We start from the raw sequence: 24,137 nt of genomic DNA, 5'->3' as shown, positions 1-24,137 counted from the left end.
TGTTGAGGTGTGCACCTGCCGTGCCCAGCTGCGGTTGGGGCAACCCCCTGCTCTTGGTGAGCAGGGGGAGGGGTTTTCCAAACGCGGTGCCGTTGACGGAAGTCGGGCATCGGACCGCGTGGCGTGGGCACCGCCGGCTGTGAGAGGGACGGGAATGGAACCGACCGAGAGCGCCCCCCCGGACTCACTGCTGCGCCGGGTCACCGGCGCCTGGCGGGAGAGTCGTTGGGGAGCGCGACCCGTGGAGCGTCCGGGCGCCCAGCCGCGCGCCACCGGACAGTACTCCACACCCGACGCCCGCCACTCCGGACCACTCTCGGCCGACCCGGGCGCAGGGCTGCCCGGCGACGGCGAGCGCCATCTGACCTGGCCCGCGCTGCCCACGGCGGTCGTCGTCGCGGCCGGCTTTGTCCTCGGCGCCGGCTTCTTCCGGGCGTTCACCGGCGACCACGCGCTCTTCCCGTCCGGCACGGTCGGCTGGTCGCTCGCCGTGCTGACCGGCATCATCGTCGGCCACCTCGTCGCCCTCGGCCGCGCCCGCTGGTGGGGCGGCACCGGCTCGGGCGCCGCCCTCACCCTCGGTGTCCTGCTGCTCTACGGCTGGGTCGCCGCCGGCATGGTCAGCCTCACCGTCGTCGTCCTGGTCGGCATAGCCCGGCGCAACCGCTGGCGCCAGGGCGTGCTGCACGGCGCGGTGGACATCCTCGGCATAGCCGCCGGAGCACTCGTGCTGGGCGCGTTCGGACGAGTGCCGTCCGTGGAGAAGCCCTGGAACCCCGACACCTGGACGGTCTACACCGCCCCCGAGGTGGTGCTGGTCGCCGTCGCCTATCTCGCCGTGACCCGCACCCTGCTCTGGTATCTGCACGCCCCGCGGCACGGCGGACTGCCCACCGTCGCCCGCACCGCCCTGCTCAGACAGGGGCTGGTCGCCGTAGCCCTGCTCGGCATCGCACCCCTCATCTGCGTGGTCGCCGTAGCCCAGCCGGTCCTTCTGCCCCTGTTCTCGATCCCGCTCATCGCCCTCGACTCCACCCTGTGGATGGCCCGGGCCAGAGCCGAGGAGCAGCTGCGCGACCCGCTGACCGGGCTGCCCAACCGGCAGTGGCTCCTGGAACGTATCTGGACCGCCCTGGACGACGCCGAGCGCATCGGCGCCAAGGCCGCGCTCATGCTGATCGACCTCGACCGGTTCCGGTCGGTCAACGACACCCTGGGCCATCTCGCCGGTGACCGGCTGCTGTTGCAGATAGCCGACCGGCTGCGGGTGGCGCTGCCGCGCGGGGCGGAGGCCGCGCGGCTCGGCGGTGACGAGTTCGCCGTCCTGCTGCCCGTCGCCGACTCCACGACGTCCGCGACCCGGGTCGCCCGCAACCTCGTCACCGCGCTCAGCTCCCCGCTCGACCTCGACGGGCTCACCCTCGTCCTGGAGGCCAGCGCGGGCGTCGCCGTCTTCCCCGACCACGCCCTCGACGCCGAGGGGCTGCTGCGCCGGGCCGACGTCGCGATGTACCAGGCGAAGCGGGACCGTACGGGCGTAGAGGTCTACGAGTCCAAGCGGGACTCCAACACCCCTGACCGGCTCGGCCTGTTGGGCGATCTGCGGCGGGCCCTCGACGCGCACGAGGTGCAGCTGCACTACCAGCCCAAGGTCCGTTTCGACGGTCAGGTCGCCGGACTTGAGGCGCTGGTGCGGTGGGTGCACCCGGAGCGCGGGAAGGTGCCGCCGGACGAGTTCATAGCGATCGCGGAGTCGTCCGGGCTGATGCCCCATCTCACCGAGTACGTGCTCGACACGGCCCTCGCCCAGGTCGCCCGATGGCGCGCCCAGGGCCTGTTCGTGCCGGTCGCGGTGAACGTCTCCCCGCGCGATGTGCACACCCCCGGCTTCGCGGGCTCCGTCGCCGCGCGCCTCGCCCGGCACGGGGTCCCGCCGGGCTCGCTCCAGCTGGAGATCACGGAACACGTCCTCCTGGAGGACCCCCAGCGCGCCGCCGACACCCTCAACGGGCTGACCGGGCACGGCGTGAAGATGTCCCTCGACGACTTCGGTACGGGGTACTCGTCCCTGGTGCATCTACGGCGGCTGCCCGTCAGCGAGTTGAAGATCGACCGGTCGTTCGTGGCTCGGCTCGCGGTGGACACGGAGGACGCGGAGATCGTGCGGTGCACTGTTGATCTCGCGCATTCCCTCGGGTTGCTCGTCGTGGCTGAGGGGGTTGAGGACGACGAGACGTGGGAGCGGTTGCGGGATCTTGGGTGTGATGCGGTTCAGGGGTGGCTTGTCGCTGCGGCCATGCCTCCGGAGGACATGACCGCGTGGCTTCGGGCGAGGGGTTCGCGGGGTTGGCAGCGGCCGCGGGCTGCGCTGCCTGCGGCTGCGGCGGATGATCCGGGGCGGATCGGCTGAGGTCGCTGCGCCTCTTGGGGTGGGGGCTTCTGTTTGTTCGCGACTGGCGGCCCGTTGTGGCTGGGCGCGCAGTTCCCCGCCCCCCTGAGGGGTTCAACTCACGCTCGTTGCAAAGTGACTGATCAACAGCGCCAGGCGCTGGTCGTGTTCCTCCTCCGGTAGGCGGCCGCTGCGCATCAGGGTTACCAGGCCGTGGAGGCCTGCCCAGTAGGTCTCCGTCAGTAGGCCTACGTCGTCGCCCTTGGCCGCGATCGGTTGGACTGCCTTGAACAGTTCGCCGAAGGCCGCTTGGAGGGCCGCCGGGGCCTCGGGAGTGGCGAACGGCAGGTCCACCGTGTGCGTGAACATCACGTCGTAGAGCGCGGGGCGGCGGCGCGCGAAGGCCGTGTACGACTCGCCCACCGCGGCCAGTGCCGCGCGGGCCCCCTTCGCCGCCGTGCGGGCCGTGCGCATCTCGGCCGCGATCTCCTCGCAGCCCTGGACCGCCACCGCCGCCATGATCGCCCCCTTGTCCTTGAAGTGGCTGTAGAGGACGGGCTGGCTGTACTCGATCTCGGCTGCCAGGCGCCGGGTCGTCACCGCGTCCCAGCCCTCCGTCTCGGCCAGTTCACGTGCGGCCGAGATGATCAGTCGCTCCCGTTCCGCCCGCTCGCGCTCCCGGCGCGTCTGAATCGTCATGCCTGGGATTCTAGCATCGCTAGCATTTCTTGCGGTGCTCTGTTAGCTTCGCTCTTGTCGCTAGCGTTGCTAGAAAACGAGACGAGGAGAAGTGGCATGACCATCACCGCGTACGCCCTGGCGATCGTGCTGGACCTGTTCTGCCTGTTCCTGGGCTACCGGTTCCTGTTCCAGCCCGGCCCCGCCGCCACCGGTTACGGAGTGCCGGCCGATCCCGCCGGCGACGCCGGTGCCTACCTCACGATCAAGGGCCTCAGGGACGGCACGCTGGGTCTGGTGGGCCTTGCGGTGCTGGCCTTCGCCGGGGCGTATGCCGAGGCCTGGTTCATGCTCTGCGTCGCCGTCGTCCCGTTCGGCGACACCCTGATAGTGCTGCGCCACGGCGGAACGAAAGCCGTGGCCTTCGGGATCCACTTCGCCACGGCGATCGTTGTACTGATCAGTGCCGTGCTGCTCTTCCTTGTCTGAGTCGTCCGAGCTGTCCGAGCCGTACTCCTCCTTCTCATCCGAACTCTCATCCGAACGGGGTCCCGAAATGTCGTTGCTCGTACCGAAGTTCGACGAGTCCGTGATCGTCCGCGATGCCGAGGCCGAGGTGGTGGGCCGGGCGCCGACCACCGTGAAGCTGCTGGCGGACAGCAGCGCGACCGGCGGTGCGCTGTCCACCCAGCGCGTCACCCTCAGCGGGGGAGCGGACGGCGCGAAACCGCACTGGCACGACAACTCCGCCGAGATGTTCTTCCTGCTCGACGGCGCCGCCGAGATCCTCTCCGGCGACCAGGTCGTCACCGCCGGACCCGGCGACCTGGTCGTCGTCCCGCCGGGTCTGCCCCACGCCTTCGCCGCCGCACCCGGCGCCGACGCCGACCTCCTCATCGTCATCACGCCCGGCGTGGAACGCTTCGAGTACTTCCGTCACCTACAGCGCATCGCCCTCGGAGAGGTCGGCCCGGAGAGCCTCCTGGAGGTGCAGGAGCTGTACGACAACCACTTCATGAGGAGCGCGGCGTGGGATGCGAGAGGCTGAGGCCCGGGGCTCCGGAGAAACCGTTTAACGGCTGAGGGCACCCGCCCCATAGGATTGCCGCCAAACCACACACACTCACCCCAGAGGAACGCTGCATGCCTGGCATCACGCGCGAGGAGGTCGCCCACCTCGCCCGGCTGGCGCGTCTGGAGCTGAAGCCCGAAGAGCTTGAGCACTTCGCGGGACAGCTCGACGACATCATCGGCGCGGTCGCCCGCGTCAGCGAGGTCGCCGACCAAGACGTACCGCCGACCTCCCACCCGCTGCCGCTGACGAACGTCATGCGCGCGGACGAGGTCCGTCCCTCGCTCACCCCCGAGCAGGCGCTCTCCGGCGCCCCGGCCCAGGAGCAGCAGCGTTTCAAGGTGCCGCAGATCCTGGGGGAGGACTAACCACCATGACGGACCACAGCAGCATCATCCGGCTCACCGCCGCCGAGATCGCCGCGAACATCGCGTCCGGCGTGCTCACGGCCGTCGAGGTCACCGAGGCCCACCTCGCCCGGATCGACGAGGTCGACGCGAAGGTGCACGCCTTCCTGCACGTCGACCGCGAGGGCGCCCTCACGCAGGCCCGCGCCGTCGACGAGAAGCGGGCCCGGGGCGAGCAGCTCGGCCCGCTGGCCGGCGTCCCGCTCGCGCTCAAGGACATCTTCACCACCGAGGGCATCCCGACCACGGTCGGCTCCAAGATCCTCGAAGGCTGGATCCCGCCGTACGACGCGACCGTCACCAAGCGGCTGAAGGCCGCCGACGTGGTCATCCTCGGCAAGACCAACATGGACGAGTTCGCCATGGGGTCGAGCACCGAGAACAGCGCCTACGGGCCGACGGGCAACCCCTGGGACCTCACCAAGATCCCCGGCGGCTCCGGCGGCGGTTCCTCCGCCGCGCTCGCCTCCTTCCAGTCGCCGCTGGCGATCGGCACGGACACCGGCGGTTCCATCCGCCAGCCGGCCGCCGTCACCGGCACGGTCGGCGTCAAGCCGACGTACGGCGCGGTCTCCCGCTACGGCATGGTCGCCTTCTCGTCCTCCCTCGACCAGGGCGGGCCCTGTGCCCGTACGGTCCTGGACGCGGCGCTCCTGCACGAGGCCATCGCCGGACACGACCCGCTCGACTCCACCTCCATCGACGCCCCGGTCCCGCCGGTCGTCGAGGCCGCCCGCAACGGCAGCGTGCAGGGCATGCGCGTCGGCGTCGTCAAGCAGTTCCGCGGCGAGGGCTACCAGGCCGGCGTCATCCAGCGCTTCGACGAGGCCGTAGAGGTCCTGAAGGAACTGGGCGCGGAGATCGTCGAGCTGGACTGCCCGTCCTTCGACCTCGCCCTGTCGGCGTACTACCTGATCGCGCCCTCCGAGTGTTCGTCGAACCTGGCCCGCTTCGACGGCCTGCGCTACGGCCTCCGTACCGGCGACGACGGCACCCACTCGGCCGAAGAGGTCACCTCGATCACCCGTGAGGCGGGCTTCGGCCCCGAGGTGAAGCGCCGCATCATGCTCGGGACGTACGCCCTGTCGAGTGGCTACTACGACGCGTACTACGGCAGCGCCCAGAAGGTCCGTACGCTCATCACCCGCGACTTCGAGAAGTCGTTCGAGAGCGTCGACGTGATCGTCTCGCCGACGACGCCGACCACCGCCTTCCCGATCGGTGAGCGTGCCGACGACCCGATGGCGATGTACCTCGCGGACCTGTGCACCATCCCGACCAACCTGGCGGGCAACTCGGCCATGTCGCTGCCCTGCGGTCTCGCGCCGGAGGACGGTCTCCCGGTCGGGCTCCAGATCATCGCCCCGGCGCTGAAGGACGACCGCCTTTACAAGGTCGGCGCCGCCGTCGAGGCCGCCTTCGTGGAAAAGTGGGGCCACCCGCTGCTTGAGGAGGCACCGTCGCTGTGAGCAACGCACTGTCGAAGGCCAAGGGCTTCAAGAAGTCGAAGTCCGGCACGTATGTGTCCATCGCCACCACCGCGTTCGGCGCGCTGGGTGTCGCCAAGCAGATCAAGAAGGCGCGCACCGAGCACGACACGCTCCGTCTGATCGACGCCACGGTGTCCGCCGTCGCGATCGTCACCGGCCTCGCCATCCTGTACCGCGAGCTGAAGCGGCTGGGCGACGACGACGTCCTGCTGGGCTGAGAGGGAAAGTTCACCGTGACCACCACGACCGACCTGGAGTCGTACGAGGACGCGCTGGCGTCGTACGACCCCGTCATGGGCCTTGAGGTCCATGTCGAACTCGGCACCAAGACCAAGATGTTCTGCGGCTGTTCGACCGAACTGGGCGCCGAACCGAACTCGCAGACCTGCCCGACCTGCCTCGGCATGCCCGGCGCGCTCCCGGTCGTCAACGCGATCGGCGTCGAGTCCGCGATCAGGATCGGCCTCGCGCTGAACTGCGAGATCGCCGAGTGGTGCCGCTTCGCCCGGAAGAACTACTTCTATCCGGACATGCCGAAGAACTTCCAGACCTCCCAGTACGACGAGCCGATCGCCTTCAACGGCTACCTCGACGTACAGCTGGAGGACGGCGAGACCTTCCGGGTGCAGATCGAGCGCGCCCACATGGAGGAGGACACCGGCAAGTCGCTGCACGTCGGCGGCGCGACGGGCCGTATCCACGGCGCCTCGCACTCGCTGCTCGACTACAACCGCGCCGGCATCCCGCTCATCGAGATCGTCACCAAGCCGATCGAGGGTGCGGGCGAGCGTGCTCCCGAGGTCGCGAAGGCCTACGTCGCGGAGCTGCGCGAGCTGATCCGGGCGCTCGGTGTGTCGGAAGCCCGCATGGAGCAGGGGCAGATGCGCTGCGACGTGAACCTGTCGCTGCGCCCGTACGGCCGCGAGAAGTTCGGCACCCGGAGCGAGACGAAGAACGTCAACTCGCTGCGTTCCGTGGAGCGTGCCGCCCGTTACGAGATCCAGCGCCACGCCGCGGTGCTGAACTCCGGCGGCACGATCATCCAGGAGACCCGCCACTTCCACGAGGACACCGGGTCGACGACCTCGGGCCGCGTGAAGGAGGAGGCGGAGGACTACCGGTACTTCCCGGAGCCGGACCTGGTGCCGGTGGCCCCCTCGCGCGCGTGGGTCGAGGAGATCCGCGCCGAGCTGCCCGAGCAGCCGCTGGCCCGCCGCAACCGGCTGAGCGAGGAGTGGGGGATCACCGCGTTCGACATGCAGTCGATCCTCAACGCCGGTGCCATCGACCCGATCGTCGCCACGATCGACGCCGGTGCGGACTCGGCCTCCGCGCGCAAATGGTGGATGGGCGAACTCGCCCGCAGCGCCAACGAGTCCGGCAAGGCGCTCGACGAGTTGCCCATCACGCCGGAGCAGGTCGCCCGGGTCACCGCCCTGGTCACCGCCGGCGAGCTGAACGACAAGCTGGCCCGCCAGGTCATCGAAGGCGTCCTCGCCGGCGAGGGCACCCCGGACGAGGTCGTCGAGAAGCGCGGCCTGAAGGTCGTCTCCGACGACGGCGCCCTCACCACCGCCGTCCAGGAGGCCATCACCGGTAACCCGGGCATCGCCGACAAGATCCGCGGCGGCAAGGTGGCGGCGGCCGGCGCGCTGGTCGGAGCGGTCATGAAGGCCACCCGTGGCCAGGCCGACGCGGCCCGCGTCAAGGAGCTCATCCTGGAGCAACTGGGCGTCAGCGAAGGCTGATACGGCCGTAGGACATCAACAGCCCTGGGGGATGCATCGGTTGCGATGCATCCCCCAGGTGTGTCACTTCACAGGCGGCGCCCCACGACGCGTGTGAAGCCGATCAGATGGTCCACGTCGGCGTGCACCAACTCCGCCGACGTGCGCGCCATGCCCGCCATGAACTCGCTCGGGCTCTCCTCGGCACACACCTCGCTCCACAGCAGCCAGTCGCGCCATCCATCGGCCAGCCAGTCGGCCGTCTCGACCTCCACGGCCCTGCCGCGAGTCCAGTGCCTGTGCCACCAGGCGGGGGAGTGGAACGCCCAGAAGCCCGGGTCCCCTTCCCAGTACCGCTTCAGATGCTCCGGCGCCTCGTCGCCCGCCAGTTCCTCCCGCAGCGCGGGCATCACGACGCCGATCCGGCCGCCCGGCTTCAACAGCCGGGTCAGGGTGGGCAGATAGAGGTCGGCGGTGCCGAAGTACTGGTAGGCGTCGATCGACACGATCGCGTCGAACGTGCCGTCCCCGAAGGGGATGTCGTGCGCCTCCACCTGTAGGGGGAGAACTCGGTCCGCGACACCCGCCTCGGCGATCCGTACGGCGTTCTCCTCGGGCTTTACCCACAGGTCGGCGGCCGTGACCTGGACGCCGTACTCCTTGGCGAGGAAGACGGAGGTCATGGCGCGTCCGCAGCCCAGGTCGAGCACGCGCGCGCCGGGGCGCAAGGTGTCCAGGCCGAGCGCCGGGGCCAGCCATTCCAGCAGCCACAGGGCGTGCGGGCCCATCTGGTTCTCGATGGTCCAGCGGGCGTCGTAGGTGTTGCTGCGCGGGTAGCGGGGGTGGGTCAGACGGGCGGTCAGGTCGGTGTCCGGCATCGGTGAACGGTGTCCTCCGGTTCTGCGTAGGTTGCTGTGAGGAAGCAACGAGATTGTGGAGGACGTCGGTTGGCCGCGCACCAGGTTTCTCAGGCGGAGGCGCTACGCTCGCCCGCCATGGACGGACGCGGAGATTCCGAGATATCCGAAGTGCCGGACTTCGGGGATCCGGCGCTGGACGCGCGGCGGGCCCGGTGGACGGCTGGGCTGACCGGTGCCGTGCTGGCCATCGCCGGAGTGGCCGCGGCGGTGTTGCGGGCGAGCGGGGCCGGGCCGGTGCTCGTTCCGGCCGCCTATGCGGTGGGCGCCGCGGTGTGCGCGCTCGCGTCCGTGCTCGGGTCCAGGGGCCGTACCAGGCGGGCGCTCTGGCTGTTGGTCGTCGGGGCGATGGTGATGGCCCTGGGGGACCAGTTCGACTGAGGCGACGGTCAACGCGGCAGCCCGGGCTACAGAGTTGCCGTTACTGTCCTGTGATCTGGCTCCCACTCCCGTGATTCAGCGCACGAACGTCATGAACGATCATTTTCTGCTGCAAGAGTGGGCCCCGTATTGCTCATGCGTTCTTTGCGGGCTGTTCATCCCTTGAACGAATTTTCCCGGTCAAAGATCCACAATTCGCCATCCCCGGGAGCGCGTTCGTGGCAGCCCTTGCCCACTGGTGTGTTCGGCACCGCCTTGTCGCCGTCCTGCTGTGGCTCGTCGCGTTCGGCGGGGTCACCGCGGCCGCCGCCGTCACCGGCTCGGCGTACTCGAACGACTACGAGGCCCACGGCACCGAGTCGGGTCGTGCGACCCAACTGCTCAAGGAGGGGTTTCCGGGCCTCGGCGGCGACAGCGACACCGTCGTCTGGCGCACCTCACCCGGCTCCGTCCGCGCCGCCGCCGTCGAACAGACCATGACCGGCGCCCTGGACAGGATCGCCGACCTGTCCGGAGTCGCCTCCGTCGTCAGTCCGTACGACGGACAGGGCACGGGCCGGATCAGCGCCGACGGACGCACCGCGTACGCCACCGTCACCTTCGCGCACCAGGCCGAGGACATCGACAGGTCCGAGGCGCAGGCGGTCGTCCGCGCCGCCAAGGCAGCCCGGACCGACGGGCTCCAGGTCGAGTTGGGCGGCAGCGCCATCGCGCTCACCGAGGCGTCGAGCGGGCACACCGCCGAGATCGTCGGGGTCGCCGTCGCCGCCCTCGTGCTGTTCCTCGCGTTCGGGTCGCTCGCCGCCTCGCTGCTGCCCATCGGCACCGCCCTGGTGAGCGTCGGCACCGCGTACGGGGCGATCGTGCTGCTCGGGCACGCCATGACCGTCGCCGACTTCGCGCCCATGCTCGGCATGCTGATCGGGCTCGGCGTCGGCATCGACTACGCCCTGTTCATCGTGACCCGGCACCGACGCGGGCTGAAACGCGGCCTGTCCGTCACCGAGGCGGTCACCAACGCGGTCGTCACCACCGGACGCGCGGTCGTCTTCGCCGGCGCCACGGTGTGCATCGCCCTCCTGGGGATGCTGATCCTGCGCCTCGGCTTCCTCAACGGGGTCGCGATCGCCGCCTCGTTGACCGTGGTGCTCACCGTCGCGGCCTCCGTGACGCTTCTCCCGGCCCTGCTGTCCTTCATCGGCCCCCGCGCCCTCAGCCGCCGCGAACGGCGCCGACTGGCCGAGCACGGGCCCCAGCCGGAGCTCCCCACCGGCCTCGCCGCCCGCTGGTCCGCGTTCGTCGAGCGCCGGCCCAAACTGCTCGGCACCCTCGCCCTGATCGTCATGGCCGTCCTCGCGCTGCCCACCCTCGCCCTCCACCTGGGCACCTCCGACCAGGGCAACGACCCCAGGTCGTCGACCACCCGCCAGGCCTACGACCTCCTCGCGACCGGATTCGGGCCCGGCGTCAACGGTCCGTTGACCCTCGTCACAAAGATCGACGGCGCCGAGGACAAGCTCACCCTCGACAACCTCGACGCCACCCTCCGCACCACCGAGGGCATCGCCTCCGTGACCCCGGTGACCTACGACGCCGACGGCTCCACCGGGTACTTCGGCGTCGTACCGGACTCGGCACCGCAGTCGCAGAGGACCAGCGCACTCGTCGACCGGCTGCGCACCGAGGTGCTGCCCCGGGCCGAGACGGGCACCTCGCTCGACATCCACGTCGGCGGTGTGACGGCGAGCTACGACGACTTCGCCGACGTGATCGTCGGCAAGCTTCCGCTGTTCGTCGGGGTGGTCATCTCGCTCGGCTGTGTGCTGCTCCTGCTCGCCTTCCGGTCGATCGGCATCCCGCTCAAGGCCGCCGCGATGAACGTCGCCGCCGTGGCCGCCGCCTTCGGGGTCGTCGTCGCGATCTTCCAGTGGGGCTGGGGGAGCGAGTTCCTCGGCCTGGGACGCGCCGGACCGATAGAGCCCTTCCTCCCCGTGATCATGGTGTCGGTCCTCTTCGGGCTCTCCATGGACTACCAGGTCTTCCTGGTGAGCCGGATGTACGAGGAATGGCTGGAAACCGGCGACAACCGCCGCGCCGTCCGCGTCGGCCTCGCCGAGACCAGCCGGGTGATCAACTCGGCCGCCGTCATCATGATCTCGGTCTTCCTCGCCTTCGTGCTCAGCGGCGACCGCGTGATCGCCATGTTCGGCATCGCGCTCGCCTCCGCCGTCGCCCTGGACGCGTTCGTCCTGCGCACCCTCCTGGTGCCCGCCCTCATGCATCTCCTGGGCGGCGCCAACTGGTGGCTGCCCCAGGGCCTCGACCGCGTCCTGCCCCGCATCAGCATCGAGCCCCCCGAGTGCCGAGCAGCCCATGAGAGGCTGGCCGCCGCGACGGACGCAGAGGTGGCGGACGTCCTGGCGAAGGAGCAGGAGCAGGATGTACGCGATATCCCTGGGTGACGACGGAGCCGAACTGCGTCCCCTGGAACCGTGGCACGCCGAGGAGTTCCTCGCCCACCTGGACCGCGGCCGGGAGTTCATCGGCCAGTACATCGCCTTCGGGTCCAAGGAGACGGACGTCGACTCCGCGCGGGCGATGCTCCAGCGCTACGCCGACCTCCGCGCCGCCGACAGCGCGTCCCTGCACGGCATCTGGCTGGACGGCAAGCTCGTCGGCGGGGTCCTCTTCCTGAACTTCCACGCCGACCAGGGCAACTGCGAGGTCGGCTGCTGGCTGGAACCCGCCGCCGCCGGCCGCGGACTGATCACCCGGGCGATACGGATTCTCATCGACTTCGCGATCGACCGGCGCGGCATCCACCGCGTCGAATGGCACGCCGCAGCGGGCAATGAGAAGAGCCTGAATGTTGCCCGCCGCATGGGCATGACCAGGGACGCGGTCCTGCGCGAGTCCCACCCCTACGGGGGCGTAAGACACGACATAGAGGTGTGGTCCGTGCTCGCACCCGAGTGGCGCGAGGCACGCGCGCGTGCGCAACACAGCGATCTTTAAGGAACTTCTCATACTTCACCCCTACCGTGCGCATCATGGGTACCAAGACTGTTGACGAGGCCGCGAACGAGGCCACCGAGGTGAAGAGCGACGCGGAGACCGTCGATGTCACCAAGACCGACGAGGAAGTGACCGAGCCGGACACGGCGAACACCGAGGCCGAAGCCGCCGAGGACGAGGACGACCTCTCCGAGGAGGAGTACGCGGCCGAACTCGCGAAGCTCCGGCTGGAGCACCCCGAGGAGGGCCCCTCCGGCGTCGGCCAGGGCGCAGCCGCCGTGGTCTCCGCCGCGCTCGGCTTCATCTCGCTCTCCGGCGGCTGGGTCGGCTCCGTCGCCGCCGCCCGCGAGACCCTCGTGGGCCAGCTCCACACCGCCTCCACCGCGAGCGTGTCCACCCAGATCAAGGAGGTCTACGGCGACGCCTGGCACACCACCGCGCTGTGGGCCGGCATCTTCGCCCTGGTCGGCGCCCTCGTGGGCGTCGCGGCCCTGGTCCGGCCCGCGTTCGGCACTCCGGGCAAGCCGCAGGCCACCTGGATCAAGTCGGTCGCCTGGGCGGGCGTCGCGCTCGGTGTCGTAGGACTGCTCCTGGCCGTCCTGAAGTACACCGACCTGCTGCTCAGCCTGCCGTCGGCCACCTGACGGCCGGCTCACGCCACCGCACGTAATCAGGGGTCTTAGGGCCTCCGTAAGCACCTTACGGAGGCCCTAAGACCCCTTACGCATGTCTAAGGCCCACCCGGCCTCGGAAGATGCGGAACTCTCCCGATGTGGCGGACCCCCCTTGGAGACGAAGGTTGAGGCATCGCAACAAGCGAAGCCGAAGAACCGCCTCCATCAAGGGACTTGAGATGTACGAGTTCGAACTCCACCAGATCCGTTCCGCCGAACTGCGCCGGCAGGCCGCCAACGAGCGACTGGCCCGCGAGGCCGTGCGGGGCGCCCGTGCCGCCCGCCGCGAGCAGGCCCGCCAGGCCGCCGAGGGGGAGGTGCATAGCCAGCGCCCCCGCAGGCACCTGTTCGCCCGTGCGTCGTGACCGTCCGGGCCCGGGAGGACGGCCGTACGGCGCCCGCCCGGCAGGCTCGCGGGGCGCTGCTCCCCGCGGCCGCCCTCCCGAAAACCGGTGCCGCGTTGTCAGACCCGCGTGACATGCTCGCAAGCGTGGAGACCAGGTCCGTCAGTCCGGTCTTCGTCGGCCGCGCCGACGAACTGGACACGCTGAACGATGCGCTCGCCCGCGCCGCCGCGGGCGAGCCGCAGGCGTTGCTGCTGGGCGGCGAGGCCGGCGTCGGCAAGACCCGGCTGGTCGAGGAGTTCGCCACCGCCGCCTGCCGCCGGGGTGCCGTCGTCGCGCTCGGCGGCTGTGTCGAGATCGGCGCGGACGGCCTGCCCTTCGCCCCGTTCTCCACCGCCCTGCGCGCGCTGCGCCGCGAACTGCCCGACGAGCTGTCCGCCGCGGCCGCCGGCCAGGAGGAGGAACTCGCCCGGCTGCTCCCGGAGTTGGCGGAAGCGGCCACCTTCCAGCGGGCCGGCCGACACGACGAGGAGGGCATGGCCCGCCTCTTCGAACTCACCGCGCGCCTCCTGGAGCGCGTCGCCGCCGACCGCACGGTCGTCGTCGCCCTCGAGGACCTGCACTGGGCCGACGCCTCCACCCGCCACCTCCTCGCCTACCTCTTCCGCACCCTGCGCACCGGCCGCCTCGTCGTCCTCGCCACCTACCGCGCCGACGACATCCACCGCCGCCACCCGCTGCGCCCCCTGCTCGCCGAACTCGACCGGCTCCGCACGGTCCGCCGGATCGAACTGGGCCGCTTCAACCGGCAGGAGGTGGGCCGCCAGATCGCCGGCATCCACGCGGCCGAACCCGACCCTGCCCAGGTCGACGAGATCTTCGAACGCTCCGACGGCAACGCCTTCTTCGTCGAGGAACTCGCCGTCGCCGCCCACGACGGCTGCCGCAGTGACCTCACCGACTCGCTGCGCGACCTGCTCCTCGTCCGCGTCGAGTCGCTGCCCGAGAGCGCCCAGCGGGTCGCCCGGATCGTCGCCGAGGGCGGCTCCACCGTCGAGTACCGGCTGCTCGCCGCCGTCGCCCGGCTCGCCGAGGACGACCTCATCGAGGCGCTGCGGGCCGCCGTCGGCGCCAACATCCTCCAGGCGGCGCCCGGTGACGACGGCTACCGCTTCCGCCACTCCCTGGTCCGCGAGGCCGTCGGCGACGACCTGCTGCCCGGCGAGCGCTCCCGCATCAACCGCCGCTACGCCGAGGTCCTGGAGGCCGACCCGACGCTCGTCCCGGCCGACCAGCGCGTCATGCGCCTCGCGAGCTACTGGTACCACGCCCACGACGCCGCCAAGGCCCTCCCCGCCGTCCTGGACGCCTCCGTGGCCGCCCGCGGCCGACACGCCCACTCCGAGCAACTTCGGCTCCTGGAGCGGGCGATGGAGCTTTGGGACACCGTCCCCGACGCCGTACGCGCGGGCCTGCGCCCCGTGGACTACACCGAGGTGTACCCGCCCTGCGGCTGCGACCCGGAGACCACGCCCCTGCGCTACCTCGACCTGATGGCGGAGGCCGCCGTCGCCGGCCGGCTCAGCGGGGAGCGCGAGCGTGCCCTGAAGATCACCAAGCGGGCCCTGCACCTCCTGGAGGACGAGGGCGACCCGCTGCGGGCCGCCTGGTTCTGGGTGCAGCGCTCCGTCCTCGTCCGGTCCCAGGCCCGCGGCGACGGCTGGCCGGAACTCGCCGCCGCGCAGGAGCTGGTCCGCGGACTGCCGCCCTCCGAGGTACACGCGGAGGTCCTCGCCAAGGTCGCCGGCTGGTCCATGGTCCATGTCCCGGGACCCGACGCCTATGTGGCCGCCGAGCGCGCGGTCGAGTACGCGCGCATGGTCGGCGCCCGCGAGATCGAGATGGACGCCCGCCTCACCCTGGCCGGCCTCATGGTCGCCTCCGGCGACGTCGAGGGAGGCCTCGCCGAACTGGTCGAGGTGAACGAACGCACGGTCGCCGAAGGCATCTCCGTCGTCGCCGGCCGCAGCTATGTGAACCTTCCCTCCTCCCTCCAGACCGTCGGCCGCTCCCGCGAGGCCGTGCCCATCCTGGAGACGGGGCTCGCCTTCGCCAGGAAGTTCGGGCAGTTCGACAAAGAGGCCTGGATCTGGGGAAACCTCGCCGAATCCCTGTTCTCCCTGGGCCGTTGGGACGAGGCCGCCGAGGCCGCGACCAAGTCGGAGCGCGTGGACCAGAGCGCCAAACCGCGCGGCTTCCACGCCCGCCTCCGCGCCGAACTCGCGCTCGCCCGCGGCGACCTGTCCGAGGCTCGCCGTCAACTGGCCGCCGCCCGCCAGCACTTCGGCACCCATGACGTCGCCCCTCAGCACCATCTGCCCCTGGAGCGGATCGAACTCCAGATCGCCACCGCCGAAGGCCGCCTCCTCGACGCCCGAGCCACCCTCGAACTCGTCCTGGACTCCGATTTCCTCCCCGGCACGTACTTCGAGGTCTGGCCCTTGCTGGTCACCGCGGCCGTCGCCGAGACCCAGGCCGTTGGCCTGCCCGTCGCCGACCCCGGCCGCCCCGAGATCCTCGAACGCATCCGGAAGGCCGCCAAGCCTGTCCCCACCCACGTCCCCGTCTGGCAGGCCCACGAACGCTGGCTCCGCGCCGAACTCCTGCACGCCGAGGGCCACTCCACCCCGGACGACTGGTCCGAGGCGGTCTCCGCGTTCGAATGCCTCGACCGCCCCTACGACCTCGCCCGCGTCCGGCACCGCCTCGCCGAAGCGCTGCTGTCCGCCCCCGACGGGGGTGACGACGAGCGGGACCGCGCGACGGAACTCCTTCGCCTGTCAGCAGCCGTAGCCGACCACCTCGGCGCCCGCCCCCTCACCGACTCCGTCGCGCTGCTCGCCCAGCGGGCCCGGCTGACCCTCACGAAGGCCCCGGAGCGGCGAGGGGTCTCTGCCGATCCCGCCGACCCGGTCGAGGCGCTCGGCCTCACCAGCCGCGAGCGGGACGTCCTGCGGCTGGTCTCCGCCGGCCGCACCAACCGGCAGATCGCTGAGGAACTCTTCATCTCCCCGAAGACCGCGAGCGTCCACGTCTCGAACATCCTCGGCAAGCTCGGCGTCTCGGGCCGGGGAGAGGCGGCGGCCGTCGCCCACCGGCTGGAGCTGTTCCCTCTCCACCCTCCCCACCCGCTCACCGCGCGCTCCGCGCGATGAGTCGTACGCTGTAGGGGACCGGCACAGGGGAGGCGCCGTGTTCAACATGTTCGAGGAGTTGTTCTCACCGGGCCGCAAACACACCCAGGACGAGGCCAACCGGCTTGAGCTGACCAGGGTCGACGTCGCGGACGGAGACCCCGGGCGCGGACCGATAGACCTGGAGTCCGGCAGGGTTGTGGTGCGGCTGCGGGAACCGGGGGCGGAAGCCGAGTCGGGGAGCGCGTCCGGTTCCGGTGCCGAATCTGACCCTGGTGCCGGCACCGATCCTGGCCCTGATGCTGGTGCCGAGTCCGGTCCTGGCGCCGCCCCAGAGCCCCGTCACGATCCCGAGTCAGCTTCCAGGTCCGCTCCGGAGCCCGAGGCCGCTCCGGAGCCCGAGGCCGCTCCGGAGCCCGAGGCCGCTCCGGAGCCCGAGGCCGCTCCCGATCCTGGCCCGGTGTCCGAGCCGGCTCCGGAGTCAGAGTCCTAGGCCGCTCCCGCCCCCGAGACCGCGCCGTCGCCCGGGGTATGTAGCGCTGGCGCCCGCGTCGCCCAGATCCGCTCCATCACCTGGGCCTGAGCCACCGGACCCTGCGTCGCTCGGGTCCGTGCCGTCGCCTGGCCCTGCGTCGCACAGGTCCGCTCCGTCGCCTGGCCCTGCATCGCCCAGGTCCGCTCCGTCGCCCGGTTCCGCCCCGTCACCAGGACCCACCTCGCCCGCTTCCGCCCCACCCGGACCTACGTCACCTGGATCTCCAGAATCCGGTCGTCGCCCGGCTTAGGCGTGCCCCGGCCGTCCGTGTTGCTGGTGACGAGCCACAGCTTGTCGTCGCCGGCCGAGACCACCGTGCGCAGGCGGCCGTACTCGCCGGTGAGGAAGGCTTGCGGGGCGGCGGACGTCTTCGTGCCGTTCAGGGGGATGCGCCACAGGCGCTGGCCCTTGAGCCCGGCCATCCATATGGAGCCCTGGGCATAGGCGATGCCGCTGGGGGAGGCGTCGTCGGTGTGCCACTGGGTGATCGGGTTGTGGTACTTCGGGTTGTCGCCCTTGCCTTCCGCGTTCGGCCAGCCGTAGTCGTCGCCCGGTGTGATCGCGTTCAGCTCGTCCCAGGTGTCCTGGCCGAACTCCGAGGCGAACAGCCGCTGTTCGGAGTCCCAGGCGAGGCCCTGCACATTGCGGTGGCCGTACGTGTAAACCGGCGAGTTCGGGAACGGGTTGCCCGGCGCCGGGTCGCCCTCCGGGGTCAGCCGCAGGATCTTGCCGCCGAGGGACTTCTTGTCCTGGGCCAGGCCCCGTTGACCGCTCTCGCCCGTGCCCGCGTACAGCATGCCGTCCGGGCCGAAGGCGATGCGCCCGCCGTTGTGGATATAGCCCTTGGGGATGCCCTTGAAGATGGTGTCGGGCGCGCCCAGCCGCTCACCGGCCGGCTTCTTCTCGTCGTACAGGACGCGGACGATGCGGTTGTCCGAGGCCGAGGTGAAGTACGCGTAGATCATGTGGTCCGAGGCGTAGTCCGGGGAGAGCGCGATGCCGAGGAGGCCGCCCTCGCCGGCCGGGGAGACCCCGGACACCTTGCCCAGCTCGGTCTTCTTGCCGGTCTTCTCGTCGATCCGGGTGATCGTGCCGTCGTCGCGCGACGAGACGAGCAGGTTCCCGTCGGGCAGCGGCGCGAGGCCCCAGGGCGTCTTCAGCCCCTCGGTGACGGTGCGCAGCACCTTCACGGTGCCCTTGGCCGGCGGGGTCTGCTCGGCGGCCTGCGCGGAGGGCGAGGCCCCCGTGGCCGTACCGCCGCTGTCGGACGACGTACTCCTGCCGTCGCCCGGAGATCCACCCCCGTCGGAGGAACAGCCGGCCGTCAGCAGGAGTGCGGACACGGCCAGGGCGGCCGACACGACTCGACGTTGCACGATCAGGTCCTTTCGACGGGCGGGTTCCCACCAGTGGGTACGGCGGGTTCCCGCGGCGGGCTCACGGCAGGGCCCTGCGGCTGGTTCTACTTTTCATACACCGCTCGCGCCGCCCGGGTTCCCGATCACCGCGCACCGACGCACGATCGAGCCGTCGGGTTCGGAGAGCGGAGAGCGGAGAGCGGGGGCGCCGGTCGGTCCCAGGCTCCGGAACCGGTACGGCGGTCAGCCCCGAAGCCGGAGAAGCCCCCGCCCGCTCAATCCCAGGACCCCAACGCCCCCGGCAACTCCGCCACCTCCGCAAGATCCTCCGCCGTCAACCGCAACCCCGCCGCCCCCGCGTTCTCCGCCACCCACCGCTCCCGCTTCGTGCCCGGTACCGCCACCACATGCGCCCCCTGCGCGAGCACCCACGCCAGGGCCACCTGGGCCGGGGTCACCTCCGGACCGTGGCGGCGGGCCACCCGGCGCAGGCCGGCCACGATCGGCTGGTTCGCGGCGGTCATCTCGGCGGTGAAGCGGGGGTGGCGGGCGCGTACGTCGTCCGGTTCGAAGCCCTCGCCCGGGGTGAGGGTGCCGGTGAGGAAGCCGTTGCCCAGGGGCATCGCGGCCAGGAAGCCGACGCCGCGTGCCGTGCACCACGGCAGCAGCGCGTCCAGGGCCTCCGGGGACCACACCGACAACTCCGCCTGTACCGCCGTGACCGGGAACACCTGTTGTACGCGCTGGAGTTGGCGGATCGTTCCGTCATGGAGGCGTGCCCCGGGGCGGCGGGCGGAGCGGGCGCCGACCGCGCACATGCCCAACGCCCGTACTTTTCCGGCCTGTACGAGGTCCGCCATCGCGCCCCAGGTCTCCTCGACGGGGACCTCGGGATCGGCGCGGTGGAGTTGGTAGAGGTCGATCACGTCCGTCTGGAGGCGGCGGAGTGAGGCGTCGCACGCTCGTCTGACGTACCCGGGGCGGCCGTTGGCCACGATGTGCTGTTCGCCGACGAGCAGGCCGACCTTGGTCGACACGAACGCGTCCGCGCGCCGCTCCTTCAACACCCGCCCCAACAACAGCTCGTTGGTGAACGGGCCGTACATGTCGGCGGTGTCCAGCAGCGTCACCCCCAGATCGAGCGCCCGGTGCACGGCCCTGACCGACTCGTCGCCCCGCCGCCGCGACCCGCTGTAGGCCCAGTGCATCGGCATGCAGCCGAGTCCGACGGCCCCCATCGCGAGCGCCCCCGCGCCGATCGTCCTGCGCTCCACCTGCTCGTGACCCTCTCTCTCCCGGCACACCAACCTAGCCGCTACGCGCGCGTGGCCCTGACATAGCCTCCTGACCATGACTGTTGACGTATGGCTGCCCATCCCGCCGGAGGAGATCGAAGGGCTCCCCGAGGGCCCCGACTACCTGTTCTGGGACGGGGGTGAGAACGGCGATCAGGCGTTCCCCGGTGACCCCGCGGACTGCGTCCTCTACGTAGTGCCGTACATGAAGCGTCAGCCCGTGAAGACGCGGCCCCTGGAGCAGATGCGGAATCTCCAGGTCATCCAGACGCTCACCGCCGGCATCGACGACATGACCGCGAGCCTCTCGTCCATCGTCCCGGGGGTGCGGCTCTGCAACGCGCGCGGAGTGCACGAGGCGAGCACCGCCGAGCTCGCGCTGGCCCTGACGCTCGCCTCCTTGCGCGGGATCCCGGGGTTCGTGCGGGCGCAGCAACAGGAGTACTGGCAGGGGGACTTCCACCCGGCGCTCGCCGACCGGTCCGTCCTCATCGTCGGCTACGGGGCCATCGGTTCCGCGATCGAGGACCGGCTCACTCCCTTCGAGCTCGCGCGGGTGGCGCGGGTGGCGCGCTCCGCGCGTGCCACCGCGCGCGGGCCGGTGCATCCACTCGCCGAACTGCCCGCCCTGCTCCCGGAAGCGGACGTCGTCATCCTGTCCACGCCCCTGAACGAGACCACCCGTCACCTCGTAGACGCCGAGTTCCTGGCCCGGATGAAGGACGGTGCGCTGCTGGTCAACGTGGCCCGCGGTCCTGTCGTCGACACCAAGGCGCTGCTCGCGGAGCTCGAAAGCGGCCGTATCACCGCGGCGTTGGACGTCACCGACCCCGAACCGCTGCCCCAGGGGCACCCGTTGTGGCACGCGCCCGGCGTGCTGATCAGTCCCCATGTCGGCGGGCCCACCTCGGCGTTCCTGCCGCGCGCGAAGCGTCTGGTCGTCGACCAGTTGGGACGGTTCGTGAACCGGGAGCCCTTGCGGAACGTGATCCTTACGACAGGCGAAACGGGGAACTAACCACAACAGGGCGGTAATCCGCTTTCGGCACCCTCCGCAACCTTTCGGAAGCGGGGCGTGCGCGTATCTCCGCTGGTCGTTACGGAGCGTAGAGGAACTATGTCCCTGAGTGACGAGACTGGTGTATCGTCCCGGCAGGGGCTGCGCCGCGCACCGTTCGGCGCCGGGGATGGACATTTCAGACTGTGAGGGGGGCGACGGGCGATGCACGGCCTATGGACGAGCGATCCGACGCGGCGGGGCCGCCGACGGCGACCCTGGCGCACCGCCGCGCGCAGCCGCGGCCACCACGCCGACCACTGCGGTCACGCCGGTCATGGCGGCCGCGGCGGACATCACAGCAACCACAGCCATCACCACCGCAGGCCCAACAGCCGCCGCAGGCACGCTCATCCAGCGCACCGGGGCCCGCGGGACCCGGGAGCGACGCGGACCGGGAGGGCCCGGTGAGTTCGCCACCGTCTCCGACGACCACCCTCAACGGGGCGCTCCGGGACCGGACTTCACCCGGGGCGCGGCAGCCACGCCCGCCGGCGACCGGCGGCAGGTGGAGCCTGGTCCAGCAACTCGTCCTGGCCCTGGTGTGCGCGGGATACGCCGTCGGTTCCGCGCTCGACTGGGGGTCCGCCCAACTCGCCCTGGTCATGGGCGACTTCGGGCTCAGCGCGGCAGCCGGTACCGCTGCCGTCTCCTGCTTCCTCTACGCGCGAAGCCGCCGTATCCGCTTTCGACCCGCCTGGCTGCTGTTCTCGCTCTCCTCGGCGATGGCGGCACTGGGCAACGGAGTCTGGGGGTGGTACGAGGTCGTGCTGGAGCGGCCCGTGCCCAGCCCCAGTTTCGCCGACCTGTTCTTCCTGTGCTTCGCGCCGCCCGCCATCGTCGGGCTCCTCGTCCTCGCCAAAAGGCCTGTCACCAAGGCCGGTTGGGTCTGCCTGGCGCTCGACGCCTGGCTGATCGGGGGCTCGCTGCTCACGCTGTCCTGGAGCCTCGCGCTGGCCCAGGCCGCCAAGTTCGACGGGCCGAGCGTGGCCCACACGGCGCTGTCGCTGGCGTACCCGCTGCTCGACATCGCGCTCGTCAGCATGGTGCTCGCGCTGCACTTCCGGCGCTCCTCGGTCAACCGCACCGCGGTGAACACCGCGATCGGCGCACTCGCCCTGACCGTGATGTGCGACGCCCTGTTCACCTCGCCGCTGCTCCACAACAACTACCACTCGGGCCAGTTGCTCGACGCGGGCTGGTTCGCCGGCTCGCTGCTCCTCGCCTACGCCCCCTGGGCCACGCCCCGGCACACCCCCGAGGACGACGGGCACACGCGCGTGGTGCACGAGCACCGGCCCGGGCGGCGCACCGGAGTCCCGCCGCAGGCCGTCGCGCCCGGCGCCGACCACGGGCGGTATCCGGCCACCCGGCCCATCGCGGGTTCGCTGGCCGCGCTCACCCCGTATCTCGCCGCCGCCGTCTGCACGTTGGGGATTCTCTACAACGTCCTCAACGGCCGCAGCCCCGACCGCGTGGTGCTCATCACCGCGGGCTGTGTGGTCCTCGCCCTCGTCGTGCGCCAGGGCATCATGCTCATCGACAACATCACCCTCACCCAGGAACTGGCGCAGAAGGAGAACCACTTCCGCTCCCTGGTACAGGGTTCCAGCGACGTCATCATGATCGCCGCCCCGAGCGGCATCCTCCGCTACGTCTCCCCGGCCGCCGCCGGTGTCTACGGCAAGGCCGCGGAGGAACTGGTCGGGACCGAACTGGCCTCGCTGATCCACCCCGAGGACCTGGGCTGCGTGGTGCACGAGGTGCGCCGCTTCCTCACCGCCAGCCCCTTCGAGGAGTCCACCACCCGCATCGAGTGCCGCTTCCGCTCCGGCGACGACGGCTGGCTGAACGTCGAGTCGACGGTCAACCGCCACCACGGCGGCCTCATCTTCAACAGCCGTGACGTCACCGAACGGGTGCGCCTCCAGGCGCAGTTGCAGCACAACGCCGAGCACGACCCGCTCACCGACCTGCCCAACCGCGCGCTGTTCACCAAACGTGTCCAGCAGGCCCTGTCCGGCCGCCGCTCCACCGACCGCGGCACGGCCGTCCTCTTCATCGACCTCGACGGTTTCAAGGCCGTCAACGACACCATCGGCCACCAGGCCGGCGACGAACTCCTCATCCAGGCCGCCCGCCGGCTCGACGGCGCGGTCCGGCACGGCGACACCGCGTCCCGGCTCGGCGGCGACGAGTTCGCGGCCCTGATCGTCGGCGACGGCACCCGGGACCGCACCGCCCGCGAGCGGCACATCATGGAGCTGGCCGACCGCCTGCGCGTCACCCTGTCCCAGCCGTACCTCATCGACGGCAACGATGTCCGCGTCGCCGCCTCCATCGGCGTCGCCTTCGCCGAACCGGGCCTGGGCGCGGGGGAGTTGCTGCGCAACGCCGACCTCGCGATGTACCGCGCCAAGGGCGCCGGCAAGGGCCGCGTCGAGCTGTACGCACCGCAGATGCAGCAGGACGTCGTACGGAAGGCGGAGCTGGCCACGCGGCTGCGGGCGGCGCTGCACGACGGCGAGTTCGCGCTGCTGCACCAGCCCGTGGTGTCGCTGGTGGACGGCCGGATCGCGTCGGTCTCCACGCAGGCGCGCTGGCGGTCCTCGCAGGGCGTGCTGTTCACGCCGGCCGAGTTCCTGCGGGTGGCCGAGGACAGCGACAAGACCGCCGAGCTGGGGCGCTGGATGCTGGAGGAGGCCGTAGAGCAGGCCGCAGAGCGGACCGCGACCGGGCTCGCCGTGTCCGTGGCCGTGCGGATAAGTGCACGGCGGCTGCTGGACAAGTCGATGCCGCTCGGGTCGATCGAGGCGTTGCTGACCCGGCACGGGCTGCCGTCGGGGTCGCTGGTGATCGAACTGTCCGACACCGACCCGAGGATCTCCCTGGATGAGCTGGAGCGCCGTCTGACCGCCCTGCGGCGGCTCGGCGTCCGGATCGCCCTCGACGGCTTCGGCAGCGGCTACGCGGCCATCACGGCGCTCCGGCGGCTCCCCGTCGACGTACTGAAACTGGACCGCAGCCTGGTCGAGGGCGTCGTCGAGTCCGCGCGGCTGCACAAGATCACCAGCGGGTTGCTGCGGATCGCCTGCGATCTCGGGCTCCAGTCCGTGGCCGACGGCGTAGATCTGCCCGAACAGGTGGTCGCCCTGCGCGCGATGGGCTGCACGCACGGGCAGGGCATGGCCTTCTCCGCGCCGCTGGACGAGTACCGGCTGCGCCGGGCCCTGTCGCGCGGCCACTATCCGGTGCCGCACGGCCCGGCCGAGCCCGCGTTCGCGGGGGGCGCGAGGGAACTGCAGGGGCGCGTCGGTGTCGAGGGTGCGAGCGCGCGGAGGCCCGAAGGGCTGAGCACGGTCGTGCCCTCGACACCGACTGTGGCGCCCCGGAGGTGAACGAGCAATGAAAAGGGGCCTGGGGGTGTACACCAGTGGTGTGCCCGCGGTTTTCGGGGGCCGAACGGCGCTGCGCTCACATAATGAGACTCCTGTCCCACCCACTTGACAGTCGGTGCGTGCCGGAGGGAGGGTCAATGCCATGCGCACCCGAATTCTCGTACTTGGAAAGCGCGTCGGCTGAAGCTGGTGACGTCCGGACGGAC

19 protein-coding genes and 1 pseudogene are annotated in these 24,137 nt (G+C 71.0%); 16 read left to right on the top strand and 4 right to left on the bottom strand.

Annotated elements, in window-relative coordinates; genetic code table 11:
- The first annotated feature begins 154 nt into the window (after positions 1 to 154).
- Entirely contained in the window at positions 155 to 2,410 is a 2,256-nt protein-coding gene (locus tag OG194_RS13670) for a putative bifunctional diguanylate cyclase/phosphodiesterase (RefSeq protein ID WP_327401139.1), read from the top strand.
- A 93-nt stretch (positions 2,411 to 2,503) separates the two neighbouring features.
- Here OG194_RS13670 and OG194_RS13665 read toward each other — a convergent pair whose 3' ends face one another.
- Positions 2,504 to 3,088, bottom strand: coding sequence for a TetR/AcrR family transcriptional regulator (locus OG194_RS13665; protein ID WP_327401138.1), 585 nt, complete (start codon positions 3,086 to 3,088; stop codon positions 2,504 to 2,506).
- Between the two features lie 96 nt (positions 3,089 to 3,184).
- Here OG194_RS13665 and OG194_RS13660 point away from each other — a divergent pair, with 96 nt between their 5' ends.
- From OG194_RS13660 to gatB, 6 genes are all read left to right on the top strand, one after another.
- Positions 3,185 to 3,556, top strand: a complete 372-nt coding sequence (locus OG194_RS13660) for a DUF4267 domain-containing protein (RefSeq protein WP_327401137.1) — start codon at positions 3,185 to 3,187, stop codon at positions 3,554 to 3,556.
- 67 nt (positions 3,557 to 3,623) lie between these two features.
- The gene (locus tag OG194_RS13655; RefSeq protein WP_327401136.1) at positions 3,624 to 4,115 is read left to right on the top strand and encodes a cupin domain-containing protein; all 492 of its coding nucleotides are present in this window, start codon (positions 3,624 to 3,626) and stop codon (positions 4,113 to 4,115) included.
- 95 nt (positions 4,116 to 4,210) lie between these two features.
- The gene (gene gatC / locus OG194_RS13650; RefSeq protein ID WP_007384860.1) at positions 4,211 to 4,507 is read left to right on the top strand and encodes an Asp-tRNA(Asn)/Glu-tRNA(Gln) amidotransferase subunit GatC; all 297 of its coding nucleotides are present in this window, start codon (positions 4,211 to 4,213) and stop codon (positions 4,505 to 4,507) included.
- 5 nt (positions 4,508 to 4,512) lie between these two features.
- Positions 4,513 to 6,015 (top strand): Asp-tRNA(Asn)/Glu-tRNA(Gln) amidotransferase subunit GatA, encoded by a 1,503-nt coding sequence (gatA, locus tag OG194_RS13645; protein ID WP_327401135.1) that lies wholly within the window; start codon positions 4,513 to 4,515, stop codon positions 6,013 to 6,015.
- Complete coding sequence (locus tag OG194_RS13640) at positions 6,012 to 6,254, top strand: hypothetical protein (RefSeq protein ID WP_019068646.1); 243 nt, start codon at positions 6,012 to 6,014, stop codon at positions 6,252 to 6,254. Before gatA ends, OG194_RS13640 begins: the two co-directional genes overlap by 4 nt.
- 15 nt (positions 6,255 to 6,269) lie before the next feature.
- Positions 6,270 to 7,784, top strand: coding sequence for an Asp-tRNA(Asn)/Glu-tRNA(Gln) amidotransferase subunit GatB (gene gatB, locus OG194_RS13635; RefSeq protein ID WP_327401134.1), 1,515 nt, complete (start codon positions 6,270 to 6,272; stop codon positions 7,782 to 7,784).
- 68 nt (positions 7,785 to 7,852) lie between these two features.
- On the opposite strand, the gene OG194_RS13630 is transcribed toward gatB, so the two are convergent.
- Complete coding sequence (locus tag OG194_RS13630) at positions 7,853 to 8,641, bottom strand: SAM-dependent methyltransferase (RefSeq protein WP_327401133.1); 789 nt, start codon at positions 8,639 to 8,641, stop codon at positions 7,853 to 7,855.
- A gap of 117 nt (positions 8,642 to 8,758) precedes the next feature.
- Between OG194_RS13630 and OG194_RS13625 the strand changes: the two genes are divergently transcribed.
- The 7 genes from OG194_RS13625 to OG194_RS13595 all read left to right on the top strand — a co-directional run bounded on the left by OG194_RS13625 (position 8,759) and on the right by OG194_RS13595 (position 16,781).
- Positions 8,759 to 9,061, top strand: coding sequence for a hypothetical protein (locus OG194_RS13625; protein WP_327401132.1), 303 nt, complete (start codon positions 8,759 to 8,761; stop codon positions 9,059 to 9,061).
- 218 nt (positions 9,062 to 9,279) lie between these two features.
- Complete coding sequence (locus OG194_RS13620) at positions 9,280 to 11,523, top strand: MMPL family transporter (protein ID WP_327401131.1); 2,244 nt, start codon at positions 9,280 to 9,282, stop codon at positions 11,521 to 11,523.
- Positions 11,501 to 12,076, top strand: coding sequence for a GNAT family N-acetyltransferase (locus tag OG194_RS13615; RefSeq protein ID WP_327401130.1), 576 nt, complete (start codon positions 11,501 to 11,503; stop codon positions 12,074 to 12,076). The genes OG194_RS13620 and OG194_RS13615 overlap by 23 nt, the downstream gene beginning before the upstream one ends.
- A 35-nt stretch (positions 12,077 to 12,111) precedes the next feature.
- On the top strand, positions 12,112 to 12,720 hold the full coding sequence (locus OG194_RS13610; RefSeq protein ID WP_327401129.1) for a hypothetical protein: 609 nt from the start codon (positions 12,112 to 12,114) through the stop codon (positions 12,718 to 12,720).
- 209 nt (positions 12,721 to 12,929) lie between these two features.
- The gene (locus OG194_RS13605) at positions 12,930 to 13,115 is read left to right on the top strand and encodes a hypothetical protein (protein ID WP_327401128.1); all 186 of its coding nucleotides are present in this window, start codon (positions 12,930 to 12,932) and stop codon (positions 13,113 to 13,115) included.
- Between the two features lie 113 nt (positions 13,116 to 13,228).
- The gene (locus OG194_RS13600) at positions 13,229 to 16,309 is read left to right on the top strand and encodes a helix-turn-helix transcriptional regulator (protein ID WP_327407058.1); all 3,081 of its coding nucleotides are present in this window, start codon (positions 13,229 to 13,231) and stop codon (positions 16,307 to 16,309) included.
- 46 nt (positions 16,310 to 16,355) lie between these two features.
- On the top strand, positions 16,356 to 16,781 hold the full coding sequence (locus tag OG194_RS13595) for a DUF6191 domain-containing protein (protein WP_327407057.1): 426 nt from the start codon (positions 16,356 to 16,358) through the stop codon (positions 16,779 to 16,781).
- Positions 16,782 to 17,029: 248 nt separating this feature from the next.
- Here OG194_RS13595 and OG194_RS13590 read toward each other — a convergent pair whose 3' ends face one another.
- The gene (locus tag OG194_RS13590; protein ID WP_327407056.1) at positions 17,030 to 18,184 is read right to left on the bottom strand and encodes a PQQ-dependent sugar dehydrogenase; all 1,155 of its coding nucleotides are present in this window, start codon (positions 18,182 to 18,184) and stop codon (positions 17,030 to 17,032) included.
- A gap of 272 nt (positions 18,185 to 18,456) precedes the next feature.
- Positions 18,457 to 19,455: an aldo/keto reductase gene (locus tag OG194_RS13585; protein WP_327401127.1), complete on the bottom strand. Its 999-nt coding sequence runs from the start codon at positions 19,453 to 19,455 to the stop codon at positions 18,457 to 18,459.
- 76 nt (positions 19,456 to 19,531) lie between these two features.
- Here OG194_RS13585 and OG194_RS13580 point away from each other — a divergent pair, with 76 nt between their 5' ends.
- Entirely contained in the window at positions 19,532 to 20,494 is a 963-nt protein-coding gene (locus tag OG194_RS13580; protein WP_327401125.1) for a 2-hydroxyacid dehydrogenase, read from the top strand.
- Between the two features lie 446 nt (positions 20,495 to 20,940).
- Positions 20,941 to 24,040 (top strand): annotated as a pseudogene (locus OG194_RS13575) (putative bifunctional diguanylate cyclase/phosphodiesterase).
- Positions 24,041 to 24,137 lie beyond the last annotated feature (97 nt).

It is taken from the genome of Streptomyces sp. NBC_01288 (assembly GCF_035982055.1).
Classification (GTDB): domain Bacteria; phylum Actinomycetota; class Actinomycetes; order Streptomycetales; family Streptomycetaceae; genus Streptomyces.
The sequence above is the reverse complement of the archived record's forward strand: the minus strand, read 5'-3'. Positions and strand labels throughout refer to the sequence as shown.

Excerpts from the sequence above, each read along its gene's own strand:
- OG194_RS13670 (WP_327401139.1), top strand. The coding sequence starts at position 155 with ATGGAACCGACCGAGAGCGCCCCCCCGGACTCACTGCTGCGCCGGGTC.
- OG194_RS13665 (WP_327401138.1), bottom strand. The coding sequence starts at position 3,088 with ATGACGATTCAGACGCGCCGGGAGCGCGAGCGGGCGGAACGGGAGCGA.
- OG194_RS13660 (WP_327401137.1), top strand. The coding sequence starts at position 3,185 with ATGACCATCACCGCGTACGCCCTGGCGATCGTGCTGGACCTGTTCTGC.
- OG194_RS13655 (WP_327401136.1), top strand. The coding sequence starts at position 3,624 with ATGTCGTTGCTCGTACCGAAGTTCGACGAGTCCGTGATCGTCCGCGAT.
- gatC (WP_007384860.1), top strand. The coding sequence starts at position 4,211 with ATGCCTGGCATCACGCGCGAGGAGGTCGCCCACCTCGCCCGGCTGGCG.
- gatA (WP_327401135.1), top strand. The coding sequence starts at position 4,513 with ATGACGGACCACAGCAGCATCATCCGGCTCACCGCCGCCGAGATCGCC.
- OG194_RS13630 (WP_327401133.1), bottom strand. The coding sequence starts at position 8,641 with ATGCCGGACACCGACCTGACCGCCCGTCTGACCCACCCCCGCTACCCG.
- OG194_RS13625 (WP_327401132.1), top strand. The coding sequence starts at position 8,759 with ATGGACGGACGCGGAGATTCCGAGATATCCGAAGTGCCGGACTTCGGG.
- OG194_RS13615 (WP_327401130.1), top strand. The coding sequence starts at position 11,501 with ATGTACGCGATATCCCTGGGTGACGACGGAGCCGAACTGCGTCCCCTG.
- OG194_RS13610 (WP_327401129.1), top strand. The coding sequence starts at position 12,112 with ATGGGTACCAAGACTGTTGACGAGGCCGCGAACGAGGCCACCGAGGTG.
- OG194_RS13605 (WP_327401128.1), top strand. The coding sequence starts at position 12,930 with ATGTACGAGTTCGAACTCCACCAGATCCGTTCCGCCGAACTGCGCCGG.
- OG194_RS13600 (WP_327407058.1), top strand. The coding sequence starts at position 13,229 with ATGCTCGCAAGCGTGGAGACCAGGTCCGTCAGTCCGGTCTTCGTCGGC.
- OG194_RS13595 (WP_327407057.1), top strand. The coding sequence starts at position 16,356 with ATGTTCGAGGAGTTGTTCTCACCGGGCCGCAAACACACCCAGGACGAG.
- OG194_RS13580 (WP_327401125.1), top strand. The coding sequence starts at position 19,532 with ATGACTGTTGACGTATGGCTGCCCATCCCGCCGGAGGAGATCGAAGGG.